The sequence below is a fragment of the Streptomyces sp. NPDC029164 genome (genome assembly GCF_055563995.1).
In genome coordinates this window covers 65849-86721 of sequence record NZ_JBVHWW010000014.1, presented here as the reverse complement: position 1 = coordinate 86721, position 20873 = coordinate 65849, and the positions used below count along the sequence as shown (strand labels likewise).

Annotated in this window: 20 protein-coding genes; 6 read left to right on the top strand and 14 right to left on the bottom strand. The window is 73.9% G+C overall.

Going from position 1 to position 20873, the window contains the following annotated elements:
• The first annotated feature begins 168 nt into the window (after nt 1-168).
• The 3 genes from ACZ4VT_RS15745 (at nt 169) to ACZ4VT_RS15735 (ending at nt 2778) form a co-directional block, all read left to right on the top strand.
• The gene (locus ACZ4VT_RS15745) at nt 169-1575 is read left to right on the top strand and encodes a cytochrome P450 (protein WP_467949947.1); all 1407 of its coding nucleotides are present in this window, start codon (nt 169-171) and stop codon (nt 1573-1575) included.
• A 182-nt stretch (nt 1576-1757) separates the two neighbouring features.
• Complete coding sequence (locus ACZ4VT_RS15740) at nt 1758-2276, top strand: hypothetical protein (RefSeq protein ID WP_467949946.1); 519 nt, start codon at nt 1758-1760, stop codon at nt 2274-2276.
• On the top strand, nt 2260-2778 hold the full coding sequence (locus tag ACZ4VT_RS15735) for an FBP domain-containing protein (RefSeq protein ID WP_467949944.1): 519 nt from the start codon (nt 2260-2262) through the stop codon (nt 2776-2778). Before ACZ4VT_RS15740 ends, ACZ4VT_RS15735 begins: the two co-directional genes overlap by 17 nt.
• Nucleotides 2779-2809: 31 nt before the next feature.
• On the opposite strand, the gene ACZ4VT_RS15730 is transcribed toward ACZ4VT_RS15735, so the two are convergent.
• On the bottom strand, nt 2810-4363 hold the full coding sequence (locus ACZ4VT_RS15730; protein WP_467949942.1) for an MFS transporter: 1554 nt from the start codon (nt 4361-4363) through the stop codon (nt 2810-2812).
• Nucleotides 4364-4446: 83 nt separating this feature from the next.
• On the opposite strand from ACZ4VT_RS15730, the gene ACZ4VT_RS15725 reads away from it, so the two are divergent.
• Together ACZ4VT_RS15725 and ACZ4VT_RS15720 are read left to right on the top strand one after the other, a co-directional pair.
• Entirely contained in the window at nt 4447-5895 is a 1449-nt protein-coding gene (locus ACZ4VT_RS15725) for a DPP IV N-terminal domain-containing protein (protein WP_467949940.1), read from the top strand.
• Nucleotides 5895-6551 carry an alpha/beta hydrolase family protein gene (locus tag ACZ4VT_RS15720; RefSeq protein ID WP_467949939.1) on the top strand — a complete coding sequence of 219 codons (657 nt, stop codon included), beginning with the start codon at nt 5895-5897 and terminating at the stop codon, nt 6549-6551. The genes ACZ4VT_RS15725 and ACZ4VT_RS15720 overlap by 1 nt, the downstream gene beginning before the upstream one ends.
• Nucleotides 6552-6664: 113 nt before the next feature.
• Here ACZ4VT_RS15720 and ACZ4VT_RS15715 read toward each other — a convergent pair whose 3' ends face one another.
• From ACZ4VT_RS15715 to ACZ4VT_RS15685, 7 genes are all read right to left on the bottom strand, one after another.
• Nucleotides 6665-7675 carry an ABC transporter ATP-binding protein gene (locus tag ACZ4VT_RS15715; protein WP_467949937.1) on the bottom strand — a complete coding sequence of 337 codons (1011 nt, stop codon included), beginning with the start codon at nt 7673-7675 and terminating at the stop codon, nt 6665-6667.
• On the bottom strand, nt 7672-8676 hold the full coding sequence (locus tag ACZ4VT_RS15710) for an ABC transporter ATP-binding protein (protein ID WP_467949936.1): 1005 nt from the start codon (nt 8674-8676) through the stop codon (nt 7672-7674). The genes ACZ4VT_RS15715 and ACZ4VT_RS15710 overlap by 4 nt, the downstream gene beginning before the upstream one ends.
• The gene (locus ACZ4VT_RS15705) at nt 8676-9662 is read right to left on the bottom strand and encodes an ABC transporter permease (protein ID WP_467949935.1); all 987 of its coding nucleotides are present in this window, start codon (nt 9660-9662) and stop codon (nt 8676-8678) included. The genes ACZ4VT_RS15710 and ACZ4VT_RS15705 overlap by 1 nt, the downstream gene beginning before the upstream one ends.
• Nucleotides 9659-10690: an ABC transporter permease gene (locus tag ACZ4VT_RS15700; RefSeq protein WP_467949933.1), complete on the bottom strand. Its 1032-nt coding sequence runs from the start codon at nt 10688-10690 to the stop codon at nt 9659-9661. Before ACZ4VT_RS15700 ends, ACZ4VT_RS15705 begins: the two co-directional genes overlap by 4 nt.
• 22 nt (nt 10691-10712) lie before the next feature.
• Nucleotides 10713-12455: an ABC transporter substrate-binding protein gene (locus ACZ4VT_RS15695; protein ID WP_467949931.1), complete on the bottom strand. Its 1743-nt coding sequence runs from the start codon at nt 12453-12455 to the stop codon at nt 10713-10715.
• Nucleotides 12456-12650: 195 nt separating this feature from the next.
• Entirely contained in the window at nt 12651-13361 is a 711-nt protein-coding gene (locus ACZ4VT_RS15690; RefSeq protein ID WP_362799643.1) for a GntR family transcriptional regulator, read from the bottom strand.
• A gap of 71 nt (nt 13362-13432) precedes the next feature.
• Nucleotides 13433-14338 carry an ornithine cyclodeaminase family protein gene (locus tag ACZ4VT_RS15685; protein ID WP_467949923.1) on the bottom strand — a complete coding sequence of 302 codons (906 nt, stop codon included), beginning with the start codon at nt 14336-14338 and terminating at the stop codon, nt 13433-13435.
• Between ACZ4VT_RS15685 and ACZ4VT_RS15680 the strand changes: the two genes are divergently transcribed.
• On the top strand, nt 14337-14468 hold the full coding sequence (locus ACZ4VT_RS15680; RefSeq protein WP_467949921.1) for a hypothetical protein: 132 nt from the start codon (nt 14337-14339) through the stop codon (nt 14466-14468). The two genes, ACZ4VT_RS15685 and ACZ4VT_RS15680, sit on opposite strands and share 2 nt — an antisense overlap.
• Here ACZ4VT_RS15680 and ACZ4VT_RS15675 read toward each other — a convergent pair.
• From ACZ4VT_RS15675 to ACZ4VT_RS15650, 6 genes are all read right to left on the bottom strand, one after another.
• A complete protein-coding gene (locus tag ACZ4VT_RS15675; protein WP_467949918.1) occupies nt 14458-15474 on the bottom strand; it encodes a proline racemase family protein in 1017 nt (338 codons plus the stop codon). The genes ACZ4VT_RS15680 and ACZ4VT_RS15675 overlap by 11 nt on opposite strands.
• The gene (locus ACZ4VT_RS15670; RefSeq protein ID WP_467949915.1) at nt 15471-16484 is read right to left on the bottom strand and encodes a proline racemase family protein; all 1014 of its coding nucleotides are present in this window, start codon (nt 16482-16484) and stop codon (nt 15471-15473) included. The genes ACZ4VT_RS15675 and ACZ4VT_RS15670 overlap by 4 nt, the downstream gene beginning before the upstream one ends.
• Nucleotides 16485-16504: 20 nt before the next feature.
• Nucleotides 16505-17437, bottom strand: coding sequence for a dihydrodipicolinate synthase family protein (locus ACZ4VT_RS15665; RefSeq protein WP_467949913.1), 933 nt, complete (start codon nt 17435-17437; stop codon nt 16505-16507).
• A 76-nt stretch (nt 17438-17513) separates the two neighbouring features.
• Nucleotides 17514-18908, bottom strand: coding sequence for an FAD/NAD(P)-dependent oxidoreductase (locus ACZ4VT_RS15660; RefSeq protein WP_467950075.1), 1395 nt, complete (start codon nt 18906-18908; stop codon nt 17514-17516).
• 385 nt (nt 18909-19293) lie between these two features.
• On the bottom strand, nt 19294-19608 hold the full coding sequence (locus tag ACZ4VT_RS15655) for a (2Fe-2S)-binding protein (protein WP_467949911.1): 315 nt from the start codon (nt 19606-19608) through the stop codon (nt 19294-19296).
• A gap of 76 nt (nt 19609-19684) precedes the next feature.
• Nucleotides 19685-20836 (bottom strand): NAD(P)/FAD-dependent oxidoreductase, encoded by a 1152-nt coding sequence (locus tag ACZ4VT_RS15650; protein WP_467949908.1) that lies wholly within the window; start codon nt 20834-20836, stop codon nt 19685-19687.
• Between the last annotated feature and the right edge of the window lie 37 nt (nt 20837-20873).

The window sequence follows — 20873 nt, the reverse complement described above, 5'->3', positions numbered from 1 at the left end:
CTCGCCAGCGTAGGTGATCTCGCGTCACGCACGGTGTGTTGATCACCTTGTGGACCGTCCGAGGCCCCGGGGATGCGTCGGTATTCGGCCGGATGGGGCGGGGATCCTGGTCATACGTGCCGGGGCACCGGCAGAATCGGGCCTCCGGTACCGGACGAGGGAGCGGGCATGGCGGGTGGGGCGGACGTAAGGGCCGGTGCGGGGGCGGAGGTTCCCGAACTCGTCGGGGTACCGCTGCTCGGGTCGCTCTTCGACCTGAGGTCGGACTCCCTCGGCACCTATCTGCGGGCACAGCACCGGCACGGCGACGTCGTACGGGTCACGGCCGGCCCGCCCCGGATGCGGGCCGAGCTGTACTGCGTCTTCTCGCCCGAGGGCGCCCAGCAGGTGCTCGCCTCCGACTCGGCCAACTTCCGCAAGGACAACGCCTTCTACCAGGAGGTCCGGGACTCCTTCGGCAACGGGCTGCTGACCAGCCAGGACGAGGACTACCTGCGCCAGCGCCGGCTGGTGCAGCCGCTCTTCACCCGGCGCCGGGTGGACGGCTATGCCGGGGCCGTCGCCGCCGAGACCGCATCGGTCATCACCGCGTGGGACGAGGCCCCGGACGGCGTCGTCGACGTCTCCGACGAGATGATGCACCTCGCCCTGCGCGCCGTGGCCCGGATCCTCTTCGGTACCGACGTCGAGGCCACCGCCGACGTCGTGGCCCGATGCTTTCCGGTCATCACGGACTACGTGCTGCGCCGCGGCTACTCCCCCGCCACCATCCCGCGTCACTGGCCCACCCCGGGCAACCGGCGGGCGGCCGCCGCGATGGACGAGCTCTACGGGGTGTGCGACAAGATCATCGCTGAGCGGCGGGGCGGGGCCGGCGCGGACACCGACGGCCAGGACGGCGGCGGCGACGACCTGCTGACGCTGCTCGCCGCCGCCAGGAGTTCGGACGACAAGGAGTTCGACGCCTCCGAGCTGCGCGACCAGGTGCTGATCTTCCTGCTCGCCGGGCACGAGACGACCGCCACCTCCCTCTGCTTCACCCTGCACCTGCTGGCACGCCACCCCGACGAGCAGAGCCGGGCCCGCGAGGAGATCTCCCGCGTCCTGGGCGACCGTACGCCCGAGGCAGCCGACCTGGACCGGCTCCCGTACCTCACCCGGGTGCTCAAGGAGGCCATGCGCCTGTATCCGGCCGCGCCGGTCATCGGCCGCAAGGCCGTCGTCGACACGAGGATCGGGGAGCACACCGTCCCCGCGGGCGCGGACGTGATCGTGGCGCCCTGGGTGACGCACCGCCACCCGGAGCACTGGCCGGACCCGGAGCGCTTCGACCCCGAGCGCTTCACCCCGGAGGCGGAGGCGGCGCGGCCGCGCTATGCGTGGTTTCCCTTCGGCGGCGGCCCGCGCGCGTGCATCGGGCAGCACTTCTCGATGCTGGAGTCGGTGGTCGCGCTGGCGATGATCCTGCGGGCGTACGAGTTCGAGGCCGTGGACACCGCGGTCCCGGTCGGGGCCGGGATCACCCTGCGGACGGACGGCCCGGCGCGCTGCCGGGTCCGTCGCGTGGACGCGTAGCGGCCGTCCGGCCATCATGGCCGGATGAACGAGGAGATTCCGGGCAGATTGTCACCGTACGCACGGCGCCCGCCGCGCGCGATGCTGCCCGGCTCTCCCGCCCCGGAGCCACTGTCGCGCGGATCGGCGGCTTCTTCCTCTTCCGGTTCCTGACCGCGCTGCCCGACGATCTGGCCGACGCGGTGGCCGCGCTGCTGGACCCGTTCGAACGGGCGGGGCGCCTGGTCGGGCGGCTCTTCCACGGCCCGGCGCTGCGGGGTGGCCGGGCGAGCGAGGCGGGGCGGTTCGCGCCGGCCCTGCACGGCTTCCACTGGACGCGCTGGCAGGACGAGACCGACGGGCCCTACGGGATGTTCACCGCGTGCCCCGGCCGCGCGGGGGCAGCGCGGCTCACGGGTACGGTCACCGCGCGGCCGCCGTGGGGCCGCGGCGACCCGGACCGCGCGGCCCACACCGCCGCCAGTGCCCTGCGCCGCGTACCCCGGCTCCGCCGCCGGCCGACCCGGGTGGACCTGGCCTTCGCCGACGGCTCCTGGCTGGCCCTGCGGATGGACACCCGGGCCGACGCCGCCCGGCTGCGCGCCGCGCTCGTCCCGCCGCGGACACGGGAGGCCCCGGCACCGGAGGCTCAGCCACCGGATATTGGGGTGCGGCCGGTCAGAACGGGCCATAAGGTCGATGCCCGTGGAACCACTCAGTGAGAAACAGATCCGTGCGTCCTTCGTGAACTGCACCAAGGGCGAGGCCGCGCGGCTGCGCCTGCCGCTCGACTTCGCCGAACTGCCCTGGGGCGACCTGGACTTCCTGGGATGGGTGGATCCGGGTGCGCCGCTGCGGGCCCACCTCGTGCTGCCGCGGGAGGCGGGGCCGCTGGGGATCTCCCTGCGCGTACCGTCCGTGGGCCGCACCAGCGCGGTGAAGTCCAGCCTGTGCCAGATCTGCCTGACGGGTCACGCGTCCTCGGGGGTCACCCTGCTCGCCGCCCCCTTGGCGGGCGCCCGCGGCCGCGAGGGCAACACGGTCGGCACCTACATCTGCGCCGACCTCGCCTGCTCCCTCTACGTACGCGGCAAGCGGCAGCCGAAGCTGCGGACCGTACGCCACGAGGAGTCCCTGACCCTGGACGAGCGCCTCGCCCGCATGGCGGGCAACCTGAACGCCTTCGCGGCCCGCGTCACCGGCGCCGGGGTCACCACGGCCTGAGCCCCGCGCTGCCCGAAACAGGCCGCGCGCCCTAGGTGCGGTCCGCCGCCGGGCTGTGGTTGCCCTGGAGGCGTTCGAGGTCCGAGGGGCGGACCTGGATGGCGAACAGCGCGATCGCCGCGCCGGCCAGGGTGAACATCGCCGCCACGATGAAGGCCGCGCTGATGCCCGAGGTGAGGATCTGGTCGCTCCACGGCTTCGGGATCTGGCCGGTCTGCTGGAAGGCCGCCCGCTGTGCGGGGGTGGCCGTGCCGAGGAAGCCGGGCACCTGCTCCTTGGCCTCGTTGCGGCTGGCCGTGCCGAAGACCGTGACCAGGATGGACAGGCCGAGGGAGCCGCCCACCTGCTGCATCGTGTTGAGCAGTCCGGACGCGGCTCCCGACTCCCGGTCGGGGACGTTGGACAGGGCCATGAGGGTCAGCGAGACGAACTGCAGGCCCATGCCGAGGGCGAAGAGCAGCATCGGGCCCAGGATGCTGCCCAGGTACGTGGAGTGGACGTCCGTCTGTGTCAGCCAGCCGAGCCCTGCCGCCGAGGACAGGGCGCCGCCGACCATGAACGGTTTGGGCCCGAACTTCGGCAGCAGTTGCGAGGTGAGCCCGGCGCCCAGCGCGACCATCACGCTGACGGGGAGGAAGGCGAGGCCGGCCTGGATCGGGCTGAAGCCGAGCACGATCTGCACGAAGAGGGTCAGGAAGAAGAACATGCCGAAGATCGCGCAGGCGAGCATGAGCATGATCCCGTAGGTCCCGGCCCGGTTGCGGTCGGCGAACATGTGCAGCGGGGTGATGGGCTGGGGCGAGCGCCGCTCGTTGAGGATGAACAGGGTCAGCAGGACGACGGCGGCGCCGAAGGAGCCGAGGGTCACCGGATCGCGCCAGCCCTCCTGGGAGGCCCGGATGAAGCCGTAGACCAGCGCGACCATGCCCAGGGTGGACAGCAGCGCGCCGGCGAAGTCGAAGTGTCCGGGATGGCGTTCGGACTCGCGCAGGACCTTCGTGGCCAGTACCGCGATCACCACGGCGATGGGGACGTTGACGAAGAGCACCCAGCGCCAGTCGAGCCATTCGACGAGGATGCCGCCCAGGAGCAGACCGATCGCGCCGCCGGCCGCCGAGACGCCGGCGAACACGCCGAAGGCCCGGTTGCGTGCGGGGCCTTCGCGGAAGGTGGTGGTGATCAGCGCGAGGGAGGTCGGGGAGGCGATGGCTCCACCGACGCCCTGGAGGGCGCGGGCCGCCATCAACTGACCCTCGGTCTGGGCGAGTCCGCCGAGGAAGGAGGCCAGGCCGAACAGCAGGACACCGAAGATGAAGACCCGCTTGCGGCCGAGGATGTCGCCGGTGCGGCCGCCGAGGAGCAGCAGGCCGCCGAAGGCGAGGGTGTAGGCGTTGACGACCCAGGAAAGGCTCTCGGTCGAGAAGTCGAGCGCGGTTTGGATGTGTGGCAGCGCGATGTTCACGATCGTGATGTCGAGCACCACCATGAGCTGACAGGAGGCGATGACGAACAGGGCGAGTCCGTGGCCGCTTTGTCGGACCTTGCCATCGGTCCCGTTGCTGCTCGGCGATACGTTCGGGTCCACCCTTTCGACGCTAAGCCCGCACCCCTGGGGTCACCACTCGAACGGCCTAGTGGTAGTGACATTGCACATGTCACACTATGATCATGGATGACTTCCTCAGGCTCTCCGCGAGCACGGCCCGCTTCTCCTACGGCGCCCCGCGCGCGTTCTCCTTCGGGGACGACGGCCGGCTCCTCTGGTTCCTCCGCTCCACCGGCCCCACCGACGCCTTCGACAGCCTCTGGGTGCTCGACACCGCCACCGGAGCCGAGACCCGGCTTGCCGATCCGCGCGAGCTGTGCCCCGAGCCGGGGACCCTGCCGGCCGCCGAGCGCCGACTGCGCGAGCGGACCCGGCTCGTGGCCGCCGGGATCGGCTCGTACGCCCTCTCCGGCGACGGCCGGCGCGCCGTCTTCGCGCTGTACGGGCGGCTTTACGGGGTCACCGCCGCCGGAGACGGGAAGCCCGAGGAGATCGCGGCCGCCGGACCCGTCGTGGACCCCCGGCCCAACGCCGACGGCTCGCGCACCGCTTACGTCGCCGACGACGTCCTGTACGTCGCCCCGGGCGGGCGGGTCAGCCCGGACGACGGCGCCCGCTGGGGCCTCGCCGAGTTCGCCGCCGCCGAGGAACTGGGCCGCTCCCGGGGCCACTGGTGGTCCCCGGACGGGGTCACCCTGCTGGCCGCCCGGGTCGACGAGTCCGCCCTCCAGCGGCGGTACTTCGCCGACCCGGCGCACCCCGAGCTGCCGGGCGAGGACTTCGCCTATCCCGAGGCGGGCGGGCCCAACGCCGACGTCCAGCTGTGGGTGCTCCGCGAGGACGAGGGCGAAGGCGAGGGGGAAGGCGCGGGTGCGGCCGAGGCTGGGGGCCCGGCCCGGATCCGGCTCGACTGGGACGCCGAGACCTACCCCTACGTCTCCGACGCGGGCTGGGAATCCGCCGGGGAGATCCTGCTGACCGTCCAGGACCGGCTCCAGCAGAACGTGCTGCTGCTCTCCGCCGACCCGGCCACCGGCCGCACCACCGAACTGTCCCGCACCACGCACCCGCGGTGGGTGGACCCGGATCTCCCCGGCACCCCGGCCCGGCTCGCCGACGGGCGGATGCTGACCGCCGCCGACACCGAGGGCGGCGCCGCCCGGGCCCTCGCGGTCGACGGCCGGCTGCTCACCGGGGACGGGATCCAGGTCCGCCGCGTCGCCGGGGTCCACCGGGACCGGCTGCTGATCGAGGCCGGCCTGCGCGACCCCGCCGAGCAGCAGGTGCTGCTGCTGGACCCGGCCACCGGCGAACTGACCCCGGTGGCCGACGGGCCCGGCGTGCACAGTGTCCAGGCCTCGGCCGGGATCCTGCTGCTGACCACGGCCGATGCCGACGGGGTCCGGCGCACCCTCCGTACCCCCGACGGACGGGTGTTCACCCCCGCCGACCTGTCACAGCCGCTGCCCTACCGGACGGCGCCCCTCCTGGAGCGGGTCACCGAACACGGCATCCCCACCGCCCTCGTACTGCCCCGCGACCACGTCCCCGCCGGAAGCTGCCCGTCCTGATGGACAGCTACGGCGGTCCCGGCACGCAGGACATCACCGTCGACCCGCGCCGCTGGCAGCTCCGCCAGTGGTGGGCCGACCAGGGCTTCGCGGTGGTGACCGTGGACAACCGCGGGACCCCGCACGTCTCCCCCTCCTACACCCAGGCGATGTACCGCGGGTTCTCCGAGGTCACCCTCGACGACCAGGTCGCGGCCCTCCACGCGCTCGCGGCCCGCCACGGCGACCTCGACCTCGGCCGGGTGGGGGTGCGCGGCTGGTCCTACGGCGGCTACCTCGCGGCCATGGCGGTGCTGCGCCGCCCGGACGTCTTCCACGCGGCGGCGGCCGGCGCCGCGCCGACGGACTTCCGGCACTACGACACCGCGTACACGGAGCGGTACCTCGGCCTCCCGCAGGAGCACCCGGACGTCTACACCCGCGACTCCCTCATCCCCGACGCCCCCGGGCTCTCCCGCCCGCTGCTGCTGATCACGGGCCTGGCCGACGACAACGTCCACCCCTCCCACACCCTGCGCCTCTCGCAGGCCCTGACCGACGCGGGCCGCCCCCACCAGCTCCTGGCCCTCCCGGGCATCACCCACATGACCCCGGGCGGCACCCGCGAGAAACTGATGGCCCTGGAGCTGGAGTTCTTCCGCCGCGAACTGGGCTGACGCGGACTGCGCCGCCCACGGCCGCGGACAGCGGGAGGGGCCCCGGAGACGCCGTTGTCTCCGGGGCCCCTCCCGTCCCCCTGGATCCCCGGCGGTCACCGGGGCCCCTCTGCCTACGCCAGATGGCAGGCCACCTCGCGGGAGGCGACCGGGTGCAGCAGGGGGCGTTCGGTACGGCAGATCGGCTGCGCCTCGGGGCAGCGGGGGTGGAAGGTGCAGCCGGGGGGTGGGGCGGCCGGGCTCGGCGGGTCGCCGAGCAGCACGATCCGCTCCCGCCGCCGTTCCGCCGCCGGGTCGGGCAGCGGAACGGCGGACAGCAGCGCCCGGGTGTACGGGTGCTGCGGGTTCTCGTAGAGGGACTTCTTGTCCCCGATCTCGACGATCCGGCCGAGGTACATGACGGCGACCCGGTCGCTGACCCGTTTGACCACCGACAGGTCGTGGGCGATGAACACGTAGGCGAGGCCCAGTTCGGCGCGCAGCCGCTCCATCAGGTTGACGATCTGGGCCTGTACGGAGACGTCCAGCGCGGAGACCGGCTCGTCGGCGACGATCAGCCGGGGGCTGGTGGACAGGGAGCGGGCGATGCCGATGCGCTGGGCCTGGCCTCCGGAGAACTCGTGCGGGTAACGGTCGATGTGCTCGGGGATCAGCCCGACGAGCTCCATCAGCTCGGCGGCGCGGCGGCGGGCGTCGGCCGCGCTCCAGCCTTGTACCAGCAGCGGGTCGGAGATGATCCGGGCCACGCTCTGACGCGGGTTGAGCGAGGAGTGCGGGTCCTGGAAGACCATCTGGATGTTCTTGCGCAGCGGGCGCAGGGCGCCCTGGGACAGTCGGCTGATGTCCTTGCCCTCGAAGGCGATCCGGCCCGAGGTGGGTTCCAGCAGCCGCACCAGCGTCCGTCCGGTGGTGGACTTCCCGCAGCCCGACTCCCCGACCAGGCCGAGGGTCTGCCCGGCCGCCAGGTCGAAGGACACCCCGTCGACGGCGCGCACGGGCGCCCCCCGGCGCCCGGTCACGGATCGCCGGCCGGGGAAGGTCATGGTGAGGTCCTGTACGGACAGCAGGGGGGCGGCGGTGCCCCGTCCCGTGCTCTCGTGTGCGGCGGTCGTCGTCTCGGTCATCGGGCCGCCTCCTCGGCGGTACGGGTCAGGTCCCCGGCGAAGTGGCAGGCGACCGTCCTCTCCGGTCCGTCCCCGTACGCCGCCGGCTCGGGCCGTACGTCGGTGCAGCGCGCGGCCGCCCGGGGACAGCGCGGGGCGAAGGCGCAGCCGGGGGCCGGTGCGAGCAGGGACGGCGGGGAGCCGGGGATGAAGGGCAGCGGCTCGTCGTCCGCCGTGTCGAGGCGGGGCAGGGAGTCGAGCAGGCCCCGGGTGTAGGGGTGGGCGGGGTCGGTGAACAGTTCGTCGGCCGGGGCCTGTTCGGCGGCCCGGCCGCCGTACATGACCAGCACCTCGTGGGCGACGCGGGCGACGACGCCCAGGTCGTGGGTGATCATCACGACGCCGAGTCCGCGTTCCTGCTGGAGCCGGGCGATCAGTTCCAGGATCTGCGCCTGCACGGTGACGTCCAGGGCGGTGGTCGGTTCGTCGGCGATCAGCAGGTCGGGCTCGCAGGCCAGGGCCATGGCGATCATCGCCCGTTGCCGCATGCCGCCGGAGAACTGGTGCGGGTACTCCCGTGCGCGTCGGGCCGGTTCCGGGATGCCGACCTCGCCGAGCATGTCGACGGCCCGTTTGCGCGCGGCGGCCCGGCCGGCCTTGAAGTGCACCCGGAAGTGCTCGGCGATCTGCTCGCCGACCGTGTAGTAGGGGTGCAGGCTGGAGAGCGGGTCCTGGAAGATCATGGCCATGCGGCGGCCGCGGACCCGGGAGAGCTCCCGCTCGGACAGGGTGGTCAGCTCCTGTCCGGACAGCCGCACGGAGCCGGCCACCTCGACCGTGCCCCGGTGCAGGCCCATGACGGCCAGCGAGGTGACGGACTTGCCCGAGCCCGACTCGCCGACGATGCCGAGGGTGCGGCCGGCCTCGACGGTGAAACCGATCGAGTCGACGGCCCGTACGGTCCCGCGCTCGGTGGTGAACGTGACGCGCAGGTCGCGTACTTCGAGGAGCGGAGCGGTCATCAGTACCTCACTCTCGGGTCGATGACGGCGTACAGGACGTCGACCACGAGGTTGGCGACGACGATGAAGAAGGCGGCGAGCAGGGTGACCCCGAGGACCACGGGCTGGTCGGAGCTGACCAGGGCGCCGTAGAACAGCCGCCCGATGCCGGGGAGTCCGAAGAGGGACTCGGTGATGACGGCTCCGGCGAGCAGGCCGCCGAGGTCCATGCCGAAGATGGTGAGGATCGGGGTCATCCCGGAGCGCAGCCCGTGTTTGACGACGACGGTCCGTTCGGGCATGCCCTTGGCGCGGGCGGTGCGGATGTAGGGCTCGGCCATCGCCTCGATCATCGAACCGCGGCTCTGGCGCGCGTACATGGCGGCGTACAGCAGCGCGAGCGCGGTCCAGGGCAGGAGCAGGTTCGAGGCCCAGCCGAGCGGGTTGTCGGTGAAGGCCTGGTAGGTGGGGTAGGGCAGGAGGCCGGCGATGCGGATGACCCCGTAGATGAGCATCACGGAGGTGAAGTAGACGGGCAGCGAGGCGGCGGCGACCGCCCCGACCATCAGGGCCTTGTCGGTGGCGGTGTCCTTGCGCAGGGCGGCGGTGACCCCGGCGCCCAGTCCCAGGACCAGCCACAGGACGGCGGCGCCGACGGCGAGGGAGGCGGAGACCGGGAGCCGGTCCATGAGCAGGTCCCACACGGGCAGGGAGTTCTCGTACGAGTAGCCCAGGCACGGGAGGTCGCAGGCGACGGCGTACTGGCCGGTGCCGAGGGTGCGGCCGGTGAAGATGCCGGTCAGGAAGTCGGCGAACTGCCGCCACAGGGGCTGGTCGAGGCCCAGGTACGTCCGTACGTCGGCCAGGCGCTCGGCGCTGCAGGTCTTGCCGCAGGCGGCCGCGGCCGGGTCGGCGGGCAGGACGTGGAAGATGAGGAAGGTGACGGCGGCGATGGCGAGGAGCACCCCGGCGAGGGCGAGCAGCCGGCGGGCGAGGTAGGCGATCACGTGCGGCCCCCCCTCGGGTCGAGGATGTCGCGCAGCGCGTCGCCGAGCAGGGTGAAGGCGAGGACGGCGAGGAAGAGGAAGACGCTGGGGATGACGAAGTACATGGGGTCGGTCTCGTAGTAGGCGACGGACTCGGCGATCATCTGGCCCCAGGAGGGGGTGGGCGGGCGGACTCCGACGCCGAGGTAGCTCAGGGCGGCCTCGGTGCTGATCATCCCGGGGATGAGCAGGGTGGTGTAGGCGATGACGGGGCCCGAGACGCCCGGGAGGATGTCGCGGGTCAGGATCCGCCAGGGGCCGGCGCCGCCCACCCGGGCGGCGTCGACGTACTCGCGGTGCTTGAGGGAGAGGGTTTGGCCGCGGACGACGCGGGCGACTCCGGGCCAGCCGAAGACTCCGATGACGGAGGTCATGAGGACGATCCGGTTGACGTCCTTGGCCACGGACAGCATCGCGATCATGAAGATGAGCGAGGGGAAGGACATGGTGAGGTCCATGAGCCGGGACAGGACCGCGTCGGTGCGGCCACCGAAGTAGCCGGCGGCGATTCCGGCGGCGGTGCCGGCGACGACGACGATGGCGGTCGCGGCGAAGGCGATGAGCAGGGAGACCTGCGCGCCGTGGACCACGCGGGCGAACAGGTCGCGGCCGGTGACGGGTTCGACGCCGAGCCAGTGCTCGGGGCTGATCCCGCCGAAGGAGCCGAGGGGCTGGCCGCCGAGGTAGGGGTCGATGGCGGACTTGTCGAAGTCTTCCGGGGACCAGCCGCCGAGGGCGCCCAGCCAGGGTGCGGTCGCGGCCATCAGGACGAAGAGGAGGACGACGCAGAGGCTGACGCGGACGGCTGGGCGGCGGCGGAGTTCGCGCCGGGCCAGCTGCCAGGGGCTGCTGCCGGGCGCTGCCGCGGGCCGGGCTGTGGCGGCGTCGGGGGCCGAGGCCGAGGGCGTGCCGGGCGCGGGCGGCCCGCCCGGAGCCGGAGCCGGGGCCGGGGCCTCCTGGCCGCCGGCGCCGGGTGCGGTGGTGGTCATGGTGTCGGGGGCTCCGGATCCCTCAGCCCTGGCTCTTCGAGGGGTCCTTGAGGCCGACCGTCGCGTAGTCGATCTCGCCGGTCCACACCGGGTGGCCGAACGCCCCGGCGATGTTGGGGCCGATGAGCAGCGGCTTGCGCTCCAGCAGGATCGGGATGGACGGGGACTTCTTCATGAGCTCCGCGTCCAGGTCGATCCAGGCCTGGTTGGCCTGCTTCGCGTCGGCCATGTTGTTGATCTCGTCGATCCGCTTCATGGTCGCCTCGTCGCGGAACTGGCTGTAGTTGCCCTGGTTGCCCTTGTCCTTGATGGTGCGTCCGTCGAAGACGAAGGGGATCCAGGTGGAGCCGGACGGGTAGTCGGGGCACCAGCCGGTGAAGGTCATGTCGGGGGTGGTGGAGAGGTCGCCGATGACGTCGTAGTACGCGCCCGGGTCGACGGTGTCGATGACGACCTCGATGCCCGCGCGGGACAGGCCCTGCTGGATGGCCTCGGCGGCGCCCTTGTCTCCGGTGGAGACGGACAGGGAGACCTTGAGCTTCTCCTTGCCGGCGGCCTTCAGCAGTTCCTTGGCCTTGGCCGGGTCGCCGGCCGGGGCGATCTTCAGCGTGTCGGCCTGCTGGCCGCCGGACAGGGCCGGGGGCAGGTAGGCGGTGGCGATCTCGTTGAGGGCCGGGCCGCCGCCCGCGGTGACCACGGCCTCCTTGTCGACGGCGTACTGCATGGCCTCGCGGACCTTGGGGTCGTCGAAGGGGGCGCGGGAGTTGTTCAGGAAGAGCATCTCGGTACAGCCCTTGGACTCCGCGATCAGCCGCGCCTTGACGTCCGGCTTGGGCAGCACCTTGGGGGCGCTCTCGGGGCGCATGTCGGCGTACTGGACGGTGGAGGCGTCGGCGCCCTCGCCGGCGATGACGCGGTCGTCGACCTGGCCGCCCTTGAGTCCCATGACGACGACGAACTTGTCGGGGTAGGCCTTGCGCACGGTGTCGGTCTTCGCGTCCCAGTGCTCGTTGCGGACGAGGACCAGCTTCTTGTCGCGGTCGTACGACTCGATCTTGTACGGGCCTGAGGAGAACGGGCGGGCGTCGTACTGGGTGCCCTTCTCCTGGGACTGGGGCACGGGCGAGAAGGTCGGCAGCGTGGCCGTCGCGGAGAACTCGGCGACCGGGCGCTTGAGTTCGAAGACGATCGTGCGGTCGTCGGGGGTCTTCACCGAGTCCAGGTGCTGCCCCTGGAGGGGGCCCTTGTAGCCCTCGGTCCCGGCCAGGTACTGGGCCGCGTAGTCGGGACCGCCGGTGAGGTCGGGGGCGAAGGAGCGCTCGACGTTGTACTTGACGTCCTGGGCCTTGATCGGGGTGCCGTCCTCGTACTTCAGGCCCTCCTTGAGGGTGAAGGTCCAGGTGCGGCCGCCGTTGGAGGGGGTGCCGAGGTCGGTGGCGAGGTCGGGGACCAGCTCGCTGCCGGCCTTGCCGGGCTCGGCCTTGAAGGTGACGAGGGTGCGGTAGAGGAGGCGCGTGCCGAAGTCCATGGTCGGCATGACCCAGTTGCGGGCGGGGTCGAGGTGGGCGAAGTCCTGGTTGGACAGGACGGTGAGGGTGCCGCCCTTGACCGGGGTGCCGCCGAGGATCTTGCCGTCGTTGGCGGCGGCGGGGTTGGACGCGCCGCCGCCCGCGGAGCCCTTCTTGGTGTCGGAGCAGCCCGAGGCGCCGAGTGCGAGTGCTGCCACCAGGGCGGTGGCGAGGGCGAGTTGGGTGCGCTTGGTCATGGGTCACTCCAGTGAAGGGCCGCGCTCTAGGATGTGACCGGTAACATAGTAATGTGAAATTGCACTGACAAGAGGTTGAGCGGCCCGTTATTCAGCCGTGTCCAAATCCCGTCAGCCGGAAGGCGGTTGGGCCCGATACGGGATACGCGACAGGGCCCGCCGTGGCGGGCCCCGTCGGAACGGAGAGGCGGGAGGCTAGAGGCCGGAGCCGAGGCCGCCCGGGGTGCGGCCCACCGGTTCGTCGCGGCCCTGCGCCCAGAGCGAGCGGACGTGGCCGAGGTGGCGGACCATGCAGGCCTCCGCCGCCGCGGCGTCGCCGCTGATCATCAGGTCGAGCAGCTCGATGTGCTCCTCCGCCGAGGAGACGAGCTTGCCGGCCTCGTCCAGGCCGGTCAGCCCGTACAGCCGGGAGCGCTTGCGCAGGTCGCCGACGGTCTCGACGAGCCGGTCGTTGCCCGCCAGGGCCAGCAGCGACAGGTGGAAGCGGCGGTCCGCCTCCAGGTAGCCGATGAGGTTGTGCTCGCGCGCGCTGGTGACGATCTCCTCCGCGATCGGGCGCAGCGCCTCCAGCTGCTCCGTCGTGGCGATCTTCGTGATCCGGCCGATGGTCGGCACCTCGATCATCGTGCGCAGTTCGGTGAACTGGTCCAGGTCGCGCTCGCTGACCTCGGTGATCCGGAAGCCCTTGTTGCGGACCGGCTCGACCAGCCCCTCCCGCGCCAGGTCGAGCATGGCCTCGCGCACCGGGGTGGCCGACACGCCGAGTTCGGCCGCGAGGCCGGGAGCCGAGTAAACGCTGCCGGGGCGCAGCTCACCCGCTATCAGGGCGGCGCGGAGTGCGTGGCCGACCTGGTCGCGGAGCCGTTCCTGAGCCTTGATGAGACTGTGCTGCTTCAGGTCACCCATTGCATTTCCTCCGAGACCCCCGACACCCACCGACGCGCAGAGGAACAGCGTACAATGTCACGTTGCGCTGCTCACACTCCGGCGGCCTCGCACAGCGCGACCGCCACGGCAAGATCCTCCCAGGCCATGCCCACGCTCTTGAAGAGCTGTGGACAACTCTGCGCTCCGCCCGCCGGCATCCGCCCCGCCACCAGGTCCGCGAGGGTGCCCGTGATGTGGCCGGCCCCGATCGCCCCTTCCGCCTCCGGGATCAGCAGGTCGCCGGCCTCGCGCAGGGCCGCCGCGCGGGATTCCACGTACACGGCCGCGCGTCGCACGAGGGCCGTGTCCGTCTCCCGGGCGGTCGGCTCGTGCGAGCCCACGGCGACGACGGTGGCGCCCGGGCCGACGAGGCGCCCGTCGAAGAGCGGTTCCCGGGCGGAGGTGCAGCAGATGACCAGATCGGCGTCGGCCACCGCCTTCGGGGTGCCGGTCCGGGCGGGCAGCCCCAGGCCACGCGCGTGCGCGGCCAGCCGCTCCCCGCCCGCCGGGGCGCGGGCGACCACCACCACCTCGGCCAACTCCCTGACGGAGAGCGCCGCTTCGAGGTGCCCGTACGCCTGCGGTCCGGAGCCGAAGAGCACCAGCCGCAGCGGGCGTCCGGCCGGCGCCAGGTGGCGCAGCGCGAGGGCGGAGACGGCCGGCGTGCGCAGGGTGGTCAGGGCGGCCGCGTCGAGCACGGCCAGCGGGCGCAGGGTGGGCCCGTCCAGCAGCAGGTAGGAGCCGGTGATCCGGGGCAGCCCGCGGGCCGGATTGCCGGGCGCCACCCCGGCGATCTTCACCCCGGCGTACGAGCCGGACGCGGCCGGCATCAGCAGCAGTTCGCCGCCGGGTACGGCGAGCGCCGTACGCTGCGGACAGCCTTCGGGATCCAGCCCGGCCCGCAGGGCTTCCGCCAGCGCATCCGCGGCCGCGGCCGGGGTCAGGAGCCCGGCCATGGCGTCGGCGCCCAACTGCGGGAGAGCGCGCGCCGCCCGGCCCGCCGCGGCCGGAGGCGACGCCGCCGGAGGCGACGCCGCCGGAGGCGACGCGCCGGACTTCCCCGGACCGGGCCGCCTCACCACGTGAATCCCGTCCCCAGGGCGTCGTGCGGGTCGAGCACGAACGCGTGTGCGCCGGTGCGGTAGGCGGTGCCGGTGACCTCGGTGGCCCCGCCGTCCAGCATCCGTCCGGTGAACATCGTGCCGGTGACCGACTCGTTCAGCAGGTCCTCGCCGGGGCCGAGCCGCCCGTCCTCCGCGAGCAGTGCCAGCCGCGTCGAGGTGCCGGAGCCGCAGGGCGAGCGGTCGGTCTGCCCGTCGGCGAAGACGGTGACGTTGCGCTCGTGCGGTCCGAACGGAGTGCCGGGGAGCTCCTCGTGGAGGATCACCCCGTACACCCCGGACAGCAGCGGGCCGTCGGGGTGCCAGGTGGCGGGGTGCGTGGCGAGCGCGGCCCGGACCTCCCGGCCGGCCCGCACCAGGGCGGGCAGGGAGGACCGGGAGACGTCCAGGCCGAGGTCCCGGGCGCGAACGGAGGCGTAACAGGCCCCGGCGTGCGCGATGTCCGCCTCGGCGAGGCCGAGGGTGGTGGCGACGGGGACCTTGCGGGCGCCCACCCGGGCCGGCACGTTGCGGAAGGTGACCCCGGTGGTGCGGCCGCCGTCCCGGTGCACGGTCGCGGTGACCCTCCCGGACGGTACGTCGATGCGCACCTGGGCGTCGCCGTGGTCCGGGGCGGCGACCCGGCCGGTGTCCACGGCCCAGGCCCCGAGGGCCATGGCGCCGTGGCCGCAGGCGGTGGAGTAGCCGTCCTTGTGCCAGAACAGCACGCCGAAGTGGGCCCCGTCGTCGTCGGCCGGGACCACGAACCCCCCGTACATCCCGGCGTGTCCGCGCGGCTCCTGCACGAGCAGGCGCCGTACGTCGTCCAGCGCGCCCCGGCGCGGGGCCGTCCCCGACCCTCCCGGGCCGATGGCGGTGGCGCAGCGCTCGGCGACGGTGTCACCGGGCACGGCCAGGCCCTGCGCGCCGCAGTCGACGATCCGGAAGGGTTCGCCGGCGGTGTGGTAGTCCGCCGTTCGGACGGTGATCACAGGAGGAAGCCTCCGGGGAAGGGGTCGGCCGGGTCGAGGAAGTACTGGGCGGTGCCGGTGATCCAGGCCCGGCCGGTGACCGTGGGCACCACGGCCGGCAGTCCGCCGACGGTGGTCTCCGCGACCAGCCGGCCCGTGAACTCGGTGCCGATGAAGGACTCGTTGACGAAGTCCGCGCCGAGTTCCAGGAGGCCGCGGGCGTGCAGCTGGGCCATCCGCGCGCTGGTGCCCGTACCGCAGGGCGAGCGGTCGAACCAGCCGGGGTGGATGGCCATGGCGTGCCGGGAGCGGCGGGCGTCGGAGCCGGGGGCGGCGAGGTAGACGTGCTTGACCCCGGCGATGGAGGCGTTCTCGGGGTGGACGGGGCGGTCGTCGCCCGCGTTGATCGCGTCCATGACCGCGAGTCCGGCGGCGAGCAGGTCGTCCTTGCGGGCGCGGTCGAAGGGGAGGGCTCCCCCGGCGAGGGAGGCGAGTTCGACGAAGGCGTAGAAGTTGCCGCCGTAGGCGAGGTCGTAGGTGACCGTGCCGTGGCCGGGGACCTCGGCCTTGAGGTCGAGGCCCACGCTGAAGGAGGGGACGTTGGTGAGGGTGACGGCGGTGGCCGCACCGTCCTCGACGCGGACGTCGACGCTCACCAGTCCGGCGGGGGTGTCGAGCCGGACGGTGGTGACCGGCTCGACGACGGGCACCATGCCGGTCTCGACGAGGACGGTGGCGACCCCGATGGTGCCGTGCCCGCACATGGGGAGCAGGCCCGACACCTCGATGTAGAGGACGCCGAAGTCGGCGTCGGGGCGGGTGGGGGGCTGCAGGATGGCGCCGCTCATCGCGGAGTGCCCGCGCGGCTCGTACATGAGCAGGGTGCGGACGTGGTCCGTGTGCTCGATGAAGTGGAGCCGCTTCTCGGCCATGGTGGCACCGGGGATCACCCCGACTCCCCCGGTGATCACCCGGGTCGGCATGCCCTCGGTGTGCGAGTCCACCGCGTGGTAGACGTGGCGCGTACGCATCTGGCGTCCCCTCCGGTCGGTTAGTTGAGGCCCTCGGCGAGGGCCTTCTCGGTGGCGGCCCGGACGGCGGCCTCGGTCTCGCCCGTGAGCGGGAAGCGGGGCGGGCGGGTGGCACCACCGGGGCGCCCGGCCAGGTCCATGGAGAGCTTGATGGCCTGGACGAACTCGGTCTTGGAGTCCCAGCGCAGCAGGGAGTGCAAGGACTTGTAGAGCGGCAGGGCCGTGGTGAGGTCCCCCGCGACGGCGGCCCGGTAGAGGGTGGCGCAGGACTGCGGCAGCGCGTTGGGGTAGCCGGCGATCCAGCCGACGGCGCCCGCGAGGGCGAGTTCGAGCAGGACGTCGTCGGCGCCGATGAGCAGGTCGAGGCCGGGGGCGAGCTCGGCGATCTCGTAGGCGCGGCGCACGTCCCCGCTGAACTCCTTGACGGCGACGATGGAGCCGTCGGCGTGCAGCCGGGCGAGGAGGGCCGGGGTCAGGTCCACCTTGGTGTCGTACGGGTTGTTGTACGCGACGACGGGCAGCCCGGCGCGGGCGACCTCGGCGTAGTGGGCGCGTACGGTCTCCTCGTCGGCCCGGAAGGCGTTGGGCGGCAGGAGGAGTACGGAGCCGGCGCCGGCCTCGGCGGCCTGCTCGGCCCAGCGGCGGGCCTCGGCGCTGCCGTAGGCGGCGACGCCGGGCATGACGCGGGCGCCGTCGCCGGCGGCGTCGACGGCGGTGCGCACGACCCGCGCGCGCTCCTCGTCGGTGAGGGTCTGGTACTCCCCGAGGGAGCCGTTGGGGACCACGCCGTCGCAGCCGTTGGCGATCAGCCAGGCCACGTGTTCGGCGTAGGCGTCGTAGTCGACGGTGAGGTCCTCGCGCAGGGGGAGCGCGGTGGCGACCATGATGCCGTGCCAGGGGCGGGTGCGGGTGTCCGTACCGGTGGTGGGCGCGGGGGTGTGCGCGTCGGTCATGAGAGAGCTCCCTAGGGTGATGTGTGACATTTTACTAGTGGGTGTGGAGCGGCCACAAGGGGTTCGGACCGCCCGATCAGCCGTCCGCCGGGGGAAGTTCGGCGAGGTGGCGCAGCGGGACCGGGCAGGACAGGGGCCGCCGGTCGGGCGCGGGTTCGCCGCCGGCGAGGGCGGCGACGGCCGGTCCGCACATGCGGCCCTGGCACCAGCCCATTCCGCAGCGGGTGAGGAGCTTGACCGTACGGGCGTCCCGCGCCCCCAGGTCGGCGACGGCCTCGCGGATCCGGCCGGCCGGAACCTCCTCGCAGCGGCACACGACGGTGTCGTCGCGGAGCCAGCCGGTCCAGCCGTCGCCGGGGCGGTGGGCGGCGCCCATGGCCTCGGCGAACGCGCGCAGACGGGCGCGGCGGCCGGCGAGGGCGGTGGGCGCGGACCGGCCGGCGATCGCGTGGGCGGCGATCTCCCCTTCGAGCAGGGCCAGTTGGGCGCCACCGATGCCGCCGGTCTCACCCGCGGACCAGATCCCGGGGACGGAGGTCCGCTGCTCGGCGTCCAGCGCCAGGGCGACGGTGCCGTCGGCGGCACGACGGGTGGCGCAGCCGAGGCCGGTGGCCAGCTCCAGCTGCGGGACGAGCCCGTGGCCGACGGCGAGGGCGTCGCAGGGGATCCGGCGGGCGGTACCGGGCAGCGGACGCCAGTCCCGGTCCAGGCGGGCCACGGTGACGGCCTCGACCCGGTCGGTGCCGTGGGCCTCGGTCACGGCGTGCCGGGTCAGGAGGCGGATGCGGCGGCGCAGGAGGGCGCTGCCGTGGGTGGCGGCCTCGGCGATCTTGCCGGGGTTGCGGAGCAGGGCGGGGAGATGGCCGGCGTACGCGGTGTAGGCGGCGGCTTCGACCACGGCCGGCACCCGGGCCCCGGCGGCCGCGAGCGACCCGGCGACGGCGAGCAGCAGCGGGCCGCTCCCGGCGACGACGACGCGCTTGCCGGGCAGGACGAGCCCGCTCTTGAGCATGGCCTGGGCCCCGCCGGCCCCGACCACCCCGGGCAGGGTCCAGCCGGGGAAGGGCAGTTGCCGCTCGTACGACCCGGTGGCGAGGAGCACGGCCCGGGCGTGCAGGACGGCGGCGGCCTCCTCGGGGCCGGCGACGGCGTGCAGGATCCAGCCGGGTCCGCCGTCCGGGACCACGGCCCAGACGTGGTGGGCCGGGAGGTACGTGATCCGGCCCGCCGACTCGTGGCCGCGCAGGGCGGCTTCGCGGCGGGCGAACTCGGCCCAGCCGTGGTGCAGGGCCTCGGGGCGGGCCGCGCCGAGGCCCGGGGCGGGGTGACGGTAGTACTGCCCGCCGGGGCGGTCCCCCGCGTCGAGCACGGCGACCCGCAGCCCGAGCCCGGCGGCCGTGACGGCCGCGGCCAGGCCGGCCGGCCCGGCACCGACGACGGCGAGGTCGAAGGCGGGGGCGCCGGGACCCACGGCAGGAGCGGCGGCGGAAGCGGCGGCGGGGCTCGCGGCGGGACCGGGCGGGCCCCCGGCCGGAGCAACGACAGGGCTGTCGGAGGCAGCGGCGGGGTGTCCGGCGGGGCTCGCGGCGAGCCTCCCCGGGCCGGCGCCGGCGATCGCGAGATCGGCCCGCGCCGGCGCGGGCCCGGCAGCGGGCGCGGCGGCGGGAGCCGGCGCGGCTGCGGGAGCCAGCGCGGCGACAGGCAGCGGGGCGGACACCACGGCGGGGGCCGGCACGGCGACAGGCGGCGGGGCGGGCGCGGCTGCGGGGGCCGGCACGGCGACAGGCGGCGGGGCGGGCGCGGCTGCGGGGGCCGGCAGACCTGTGGGATCCGCGCGGCCCGCGCGGGCGGCGGGGTCAGACGGTGAGGTCGGCACGGCCGGTTCCCTCCTGGGTGGTGACGGTGTCCCCCGGGCGGGCCGGGACCAGGCAGGCGCGCTGGTTCGGGCGGCCGTTGACGGTGACGAGGCAGTCGTAGCAGCTGCCGATCCCGCAGAACGCGCCGCGCGGGGCGCCGCTCTCGCGGGTGGTCCGCCAGGCCAGGATCCCGGCGCCCCAGAGCACGGCGGCGATGCTCTGGCCCGCCTGGGCCGTGAGCTCGCGGCCGTCGAAGCGCAGGGCGTACGTGGCCGAGGGGGCTCCGCCGACGAGGCTGCGCGGGCTGTGGCTCATCGGCGGTTCTCCTTGGGCGTGGTGCGGGTGGCGGGCCGGTCCCGGGTTCCGCCGCGCGGGTCTTCTGCCCGGCCCGTCATCGGGCCGGGTCCTGGTCGAAGCGGCCCGGGTCGAACGGGGCCGGGGGGAGCGGGGGCTCGGCGCCCGTCAGGGCAGCGGTGATCAGGGCGCCCGTGGCCGGGGCCAGGCCGATGCCGGCTCCCTCGTGGCCGCAGGCGTGCAGCAGCCCGGGGCGGCGGGGGTCCGCGCCGATGGCGGGGAGGTGGTCGGGGAGGTAGGGGCGGAAGCCGTGGTAGGTGCGCAGGACCCGGACGTCGGCCAGCACCGGGAAGAGCGCCGCCGCCTGCGCGGCCAGCCGGCGCAGGGCCTCCGTCGAGAGGGAGCGGTCGAAGCCGACGCGCTCCCGGGTGGCGCCGATCAGGACCGGGCCCGAGGGGGTGCCCTCGACCACGGCCGAGGACTGCAGGGCGGCGGAGCCGCTGGCGACGTCCGCGATGTAGTCGGCGGCGTAGACCTTGTGCCGGACCACCCGCGGGAGCGGCTCGGTCACCAGGACGAAGCCGCGGCGCGGGAGGACGGGCAGGGTGACCCCGGCCAGCTCGGCGATGCGGCCGCCCCAGGTGCCGGCCGCGTTCACCACGGCCGGGGCCAGGAGTTCGCGGCGCGGGGTGCTGACCCCTCGTACGGCACCCCGGTCCAGCAGAACGCCCGTCACCTCCTCGCCGAGGTACACCTCGGCTCCGGACGCGGCCAGCAGCCGCGCCGCCGCCTGGGCCGGCTGGACCTGGGCGTCCTGCGGGTAGTGGAACCCGCCGGCCAGCCCCGGGGCCAGGTGCGGCTCCAGCTCGTGCAGGGCGTCGGCGGGCACCTCGACCGCGTCGACCCCGGCCTCGCGCTGGCCCTCGGCGAAGCTCCGCAGGGCGCGCACGGTGGTGTCGTCCGGGGCGACGACGAGCCCGCCCTTGGGCTCGTACTCGATCGCGCGCGGGAGGAGCGCGGCGAGTTCGGTCCAGAGCCGGGTGGAGAGGAGGGCGAGGTCGAGTTCCGGTCCCGCCTCCTTGTCGGAGACGAGCAGGTTGCCTTCGCCGGCGCCGCTCGTGCCGCCCGCGACGGCCCCGCGGTCGACCACGGCCACGGTGAGCCCGGCGCGGGCCGCGTAGTACGCGCAGGCCGCCCCGACGACGCCGGCGCCGATGATCACGGCGTCCAGGGAGTGTCTCTTGAGCACGGCAGTAATATGTCACATTCTTTAATGGCTGCCCAGA

What these genes read in the sequence shown, in the direction of transcription:
- ACZ4VT_RS15745 (WP_467949947.1), top strand. Translation starts at nt 169, where the DNA reads ATGGCGGGTGGGGCGGACGTAAGGGCCGGTGCGGGGGCGGAGGTTCCC.
- ACZ4VT_RS15725 (WP_467949940.1), top strand. Translation starts at nt 4,447, where the DNA reads ATGGATGACTTCCTCAGGCTCTCCGCGAGCACGGCCCGCTTCTCCTAC.
- ACZ4VT_RS15720 (WP_467949939.1), top strand. Translation starts at nt 5,895, where the DNA reads ATGGACAGCTACGGCGGTCCCGGCACGCAGGACATCACCGTCGACCCG.
- ACZ4VT_RS15715 (WP_467949937.1), bottom strand. Translation starts at nt 7,675, where the DNA reads ATGACCGAGACGACGACCGCCGCACACGAGAGCACGGGACGGGGCACC.
- ACZ4VT_RS15710 (WP_467949936.1), bottom strand. Translation starts at nt 8,676, where the DNA reads ATGACCGCTCCGCTCCTCGAAGTACGCGACCTGCGCGTCACGTTCACC.
- ACZ4VT_RS15700 (WP_467949933.1), bottom strand. Translation starts at nt 10,690, where the DNA reads ATGACCACCACCGCACCCGGCGCCGGCGGCCAGGAGGCCCCGGCCCCG.
- ACZ4VT_RS15695 (WP_467949931.1), bottom strand. Translation starts at nt 12,455, where the DNA reads ATGACCAAGCGCACCCAACTCGCCCTCGCCACCGCCCTGGTGGCAGCA.
- ACZ4VT_RS15690 (WP_362799643.1), bottom strand. Translation starts at nt 13,361, where the DNA reads ATGGGTGACCTGAAGCAGCACAGTCTCATCAAGGCTCAGGAACGGCTC.
- ACZ4VT_RS15680 (WP_467949921.1), top strand. Translation starts at nt 14,337, where the DNA reads ATGGCGTCGGCGCCCAACTGCGGGAGAGCGCGCGCCGCCCGGCCCGCC.
- ACZ4VT_RS15685 (WP_467949923.1), bottom strand. Translation starts at nt 14,338, where the DNA reads ATGGCCGGGCTCCTGACCCCGGCCGCGGCCGCGGATGCGCTGGCGGAA.
- ACZ4VT_RS15670 (WP_467949915.1), bottom strand. Translation starts at nt 16,484, where the DNA reads ATGCGTACGCGCCACGTCTACCACGCGGTGGACTCGCACACCGAGGGC.
- ACZ4VT_RS15665 (WP_467949913.1), bottom strand. Translation starts at nt 17,437, where the DNA reads ATGACCGACGCGCACACCCCCGCGCCCACCACCGGTACGGACACCCGC.
- ACZ4VT_RS15655 (WP_467949911.1), bottom strand. Translation starts at nt 19,608, where the DNA reads ATGAGCCACAGCCCGCGCAGCCTCGTCGGCGGAGCCCCCTCGGCCACG.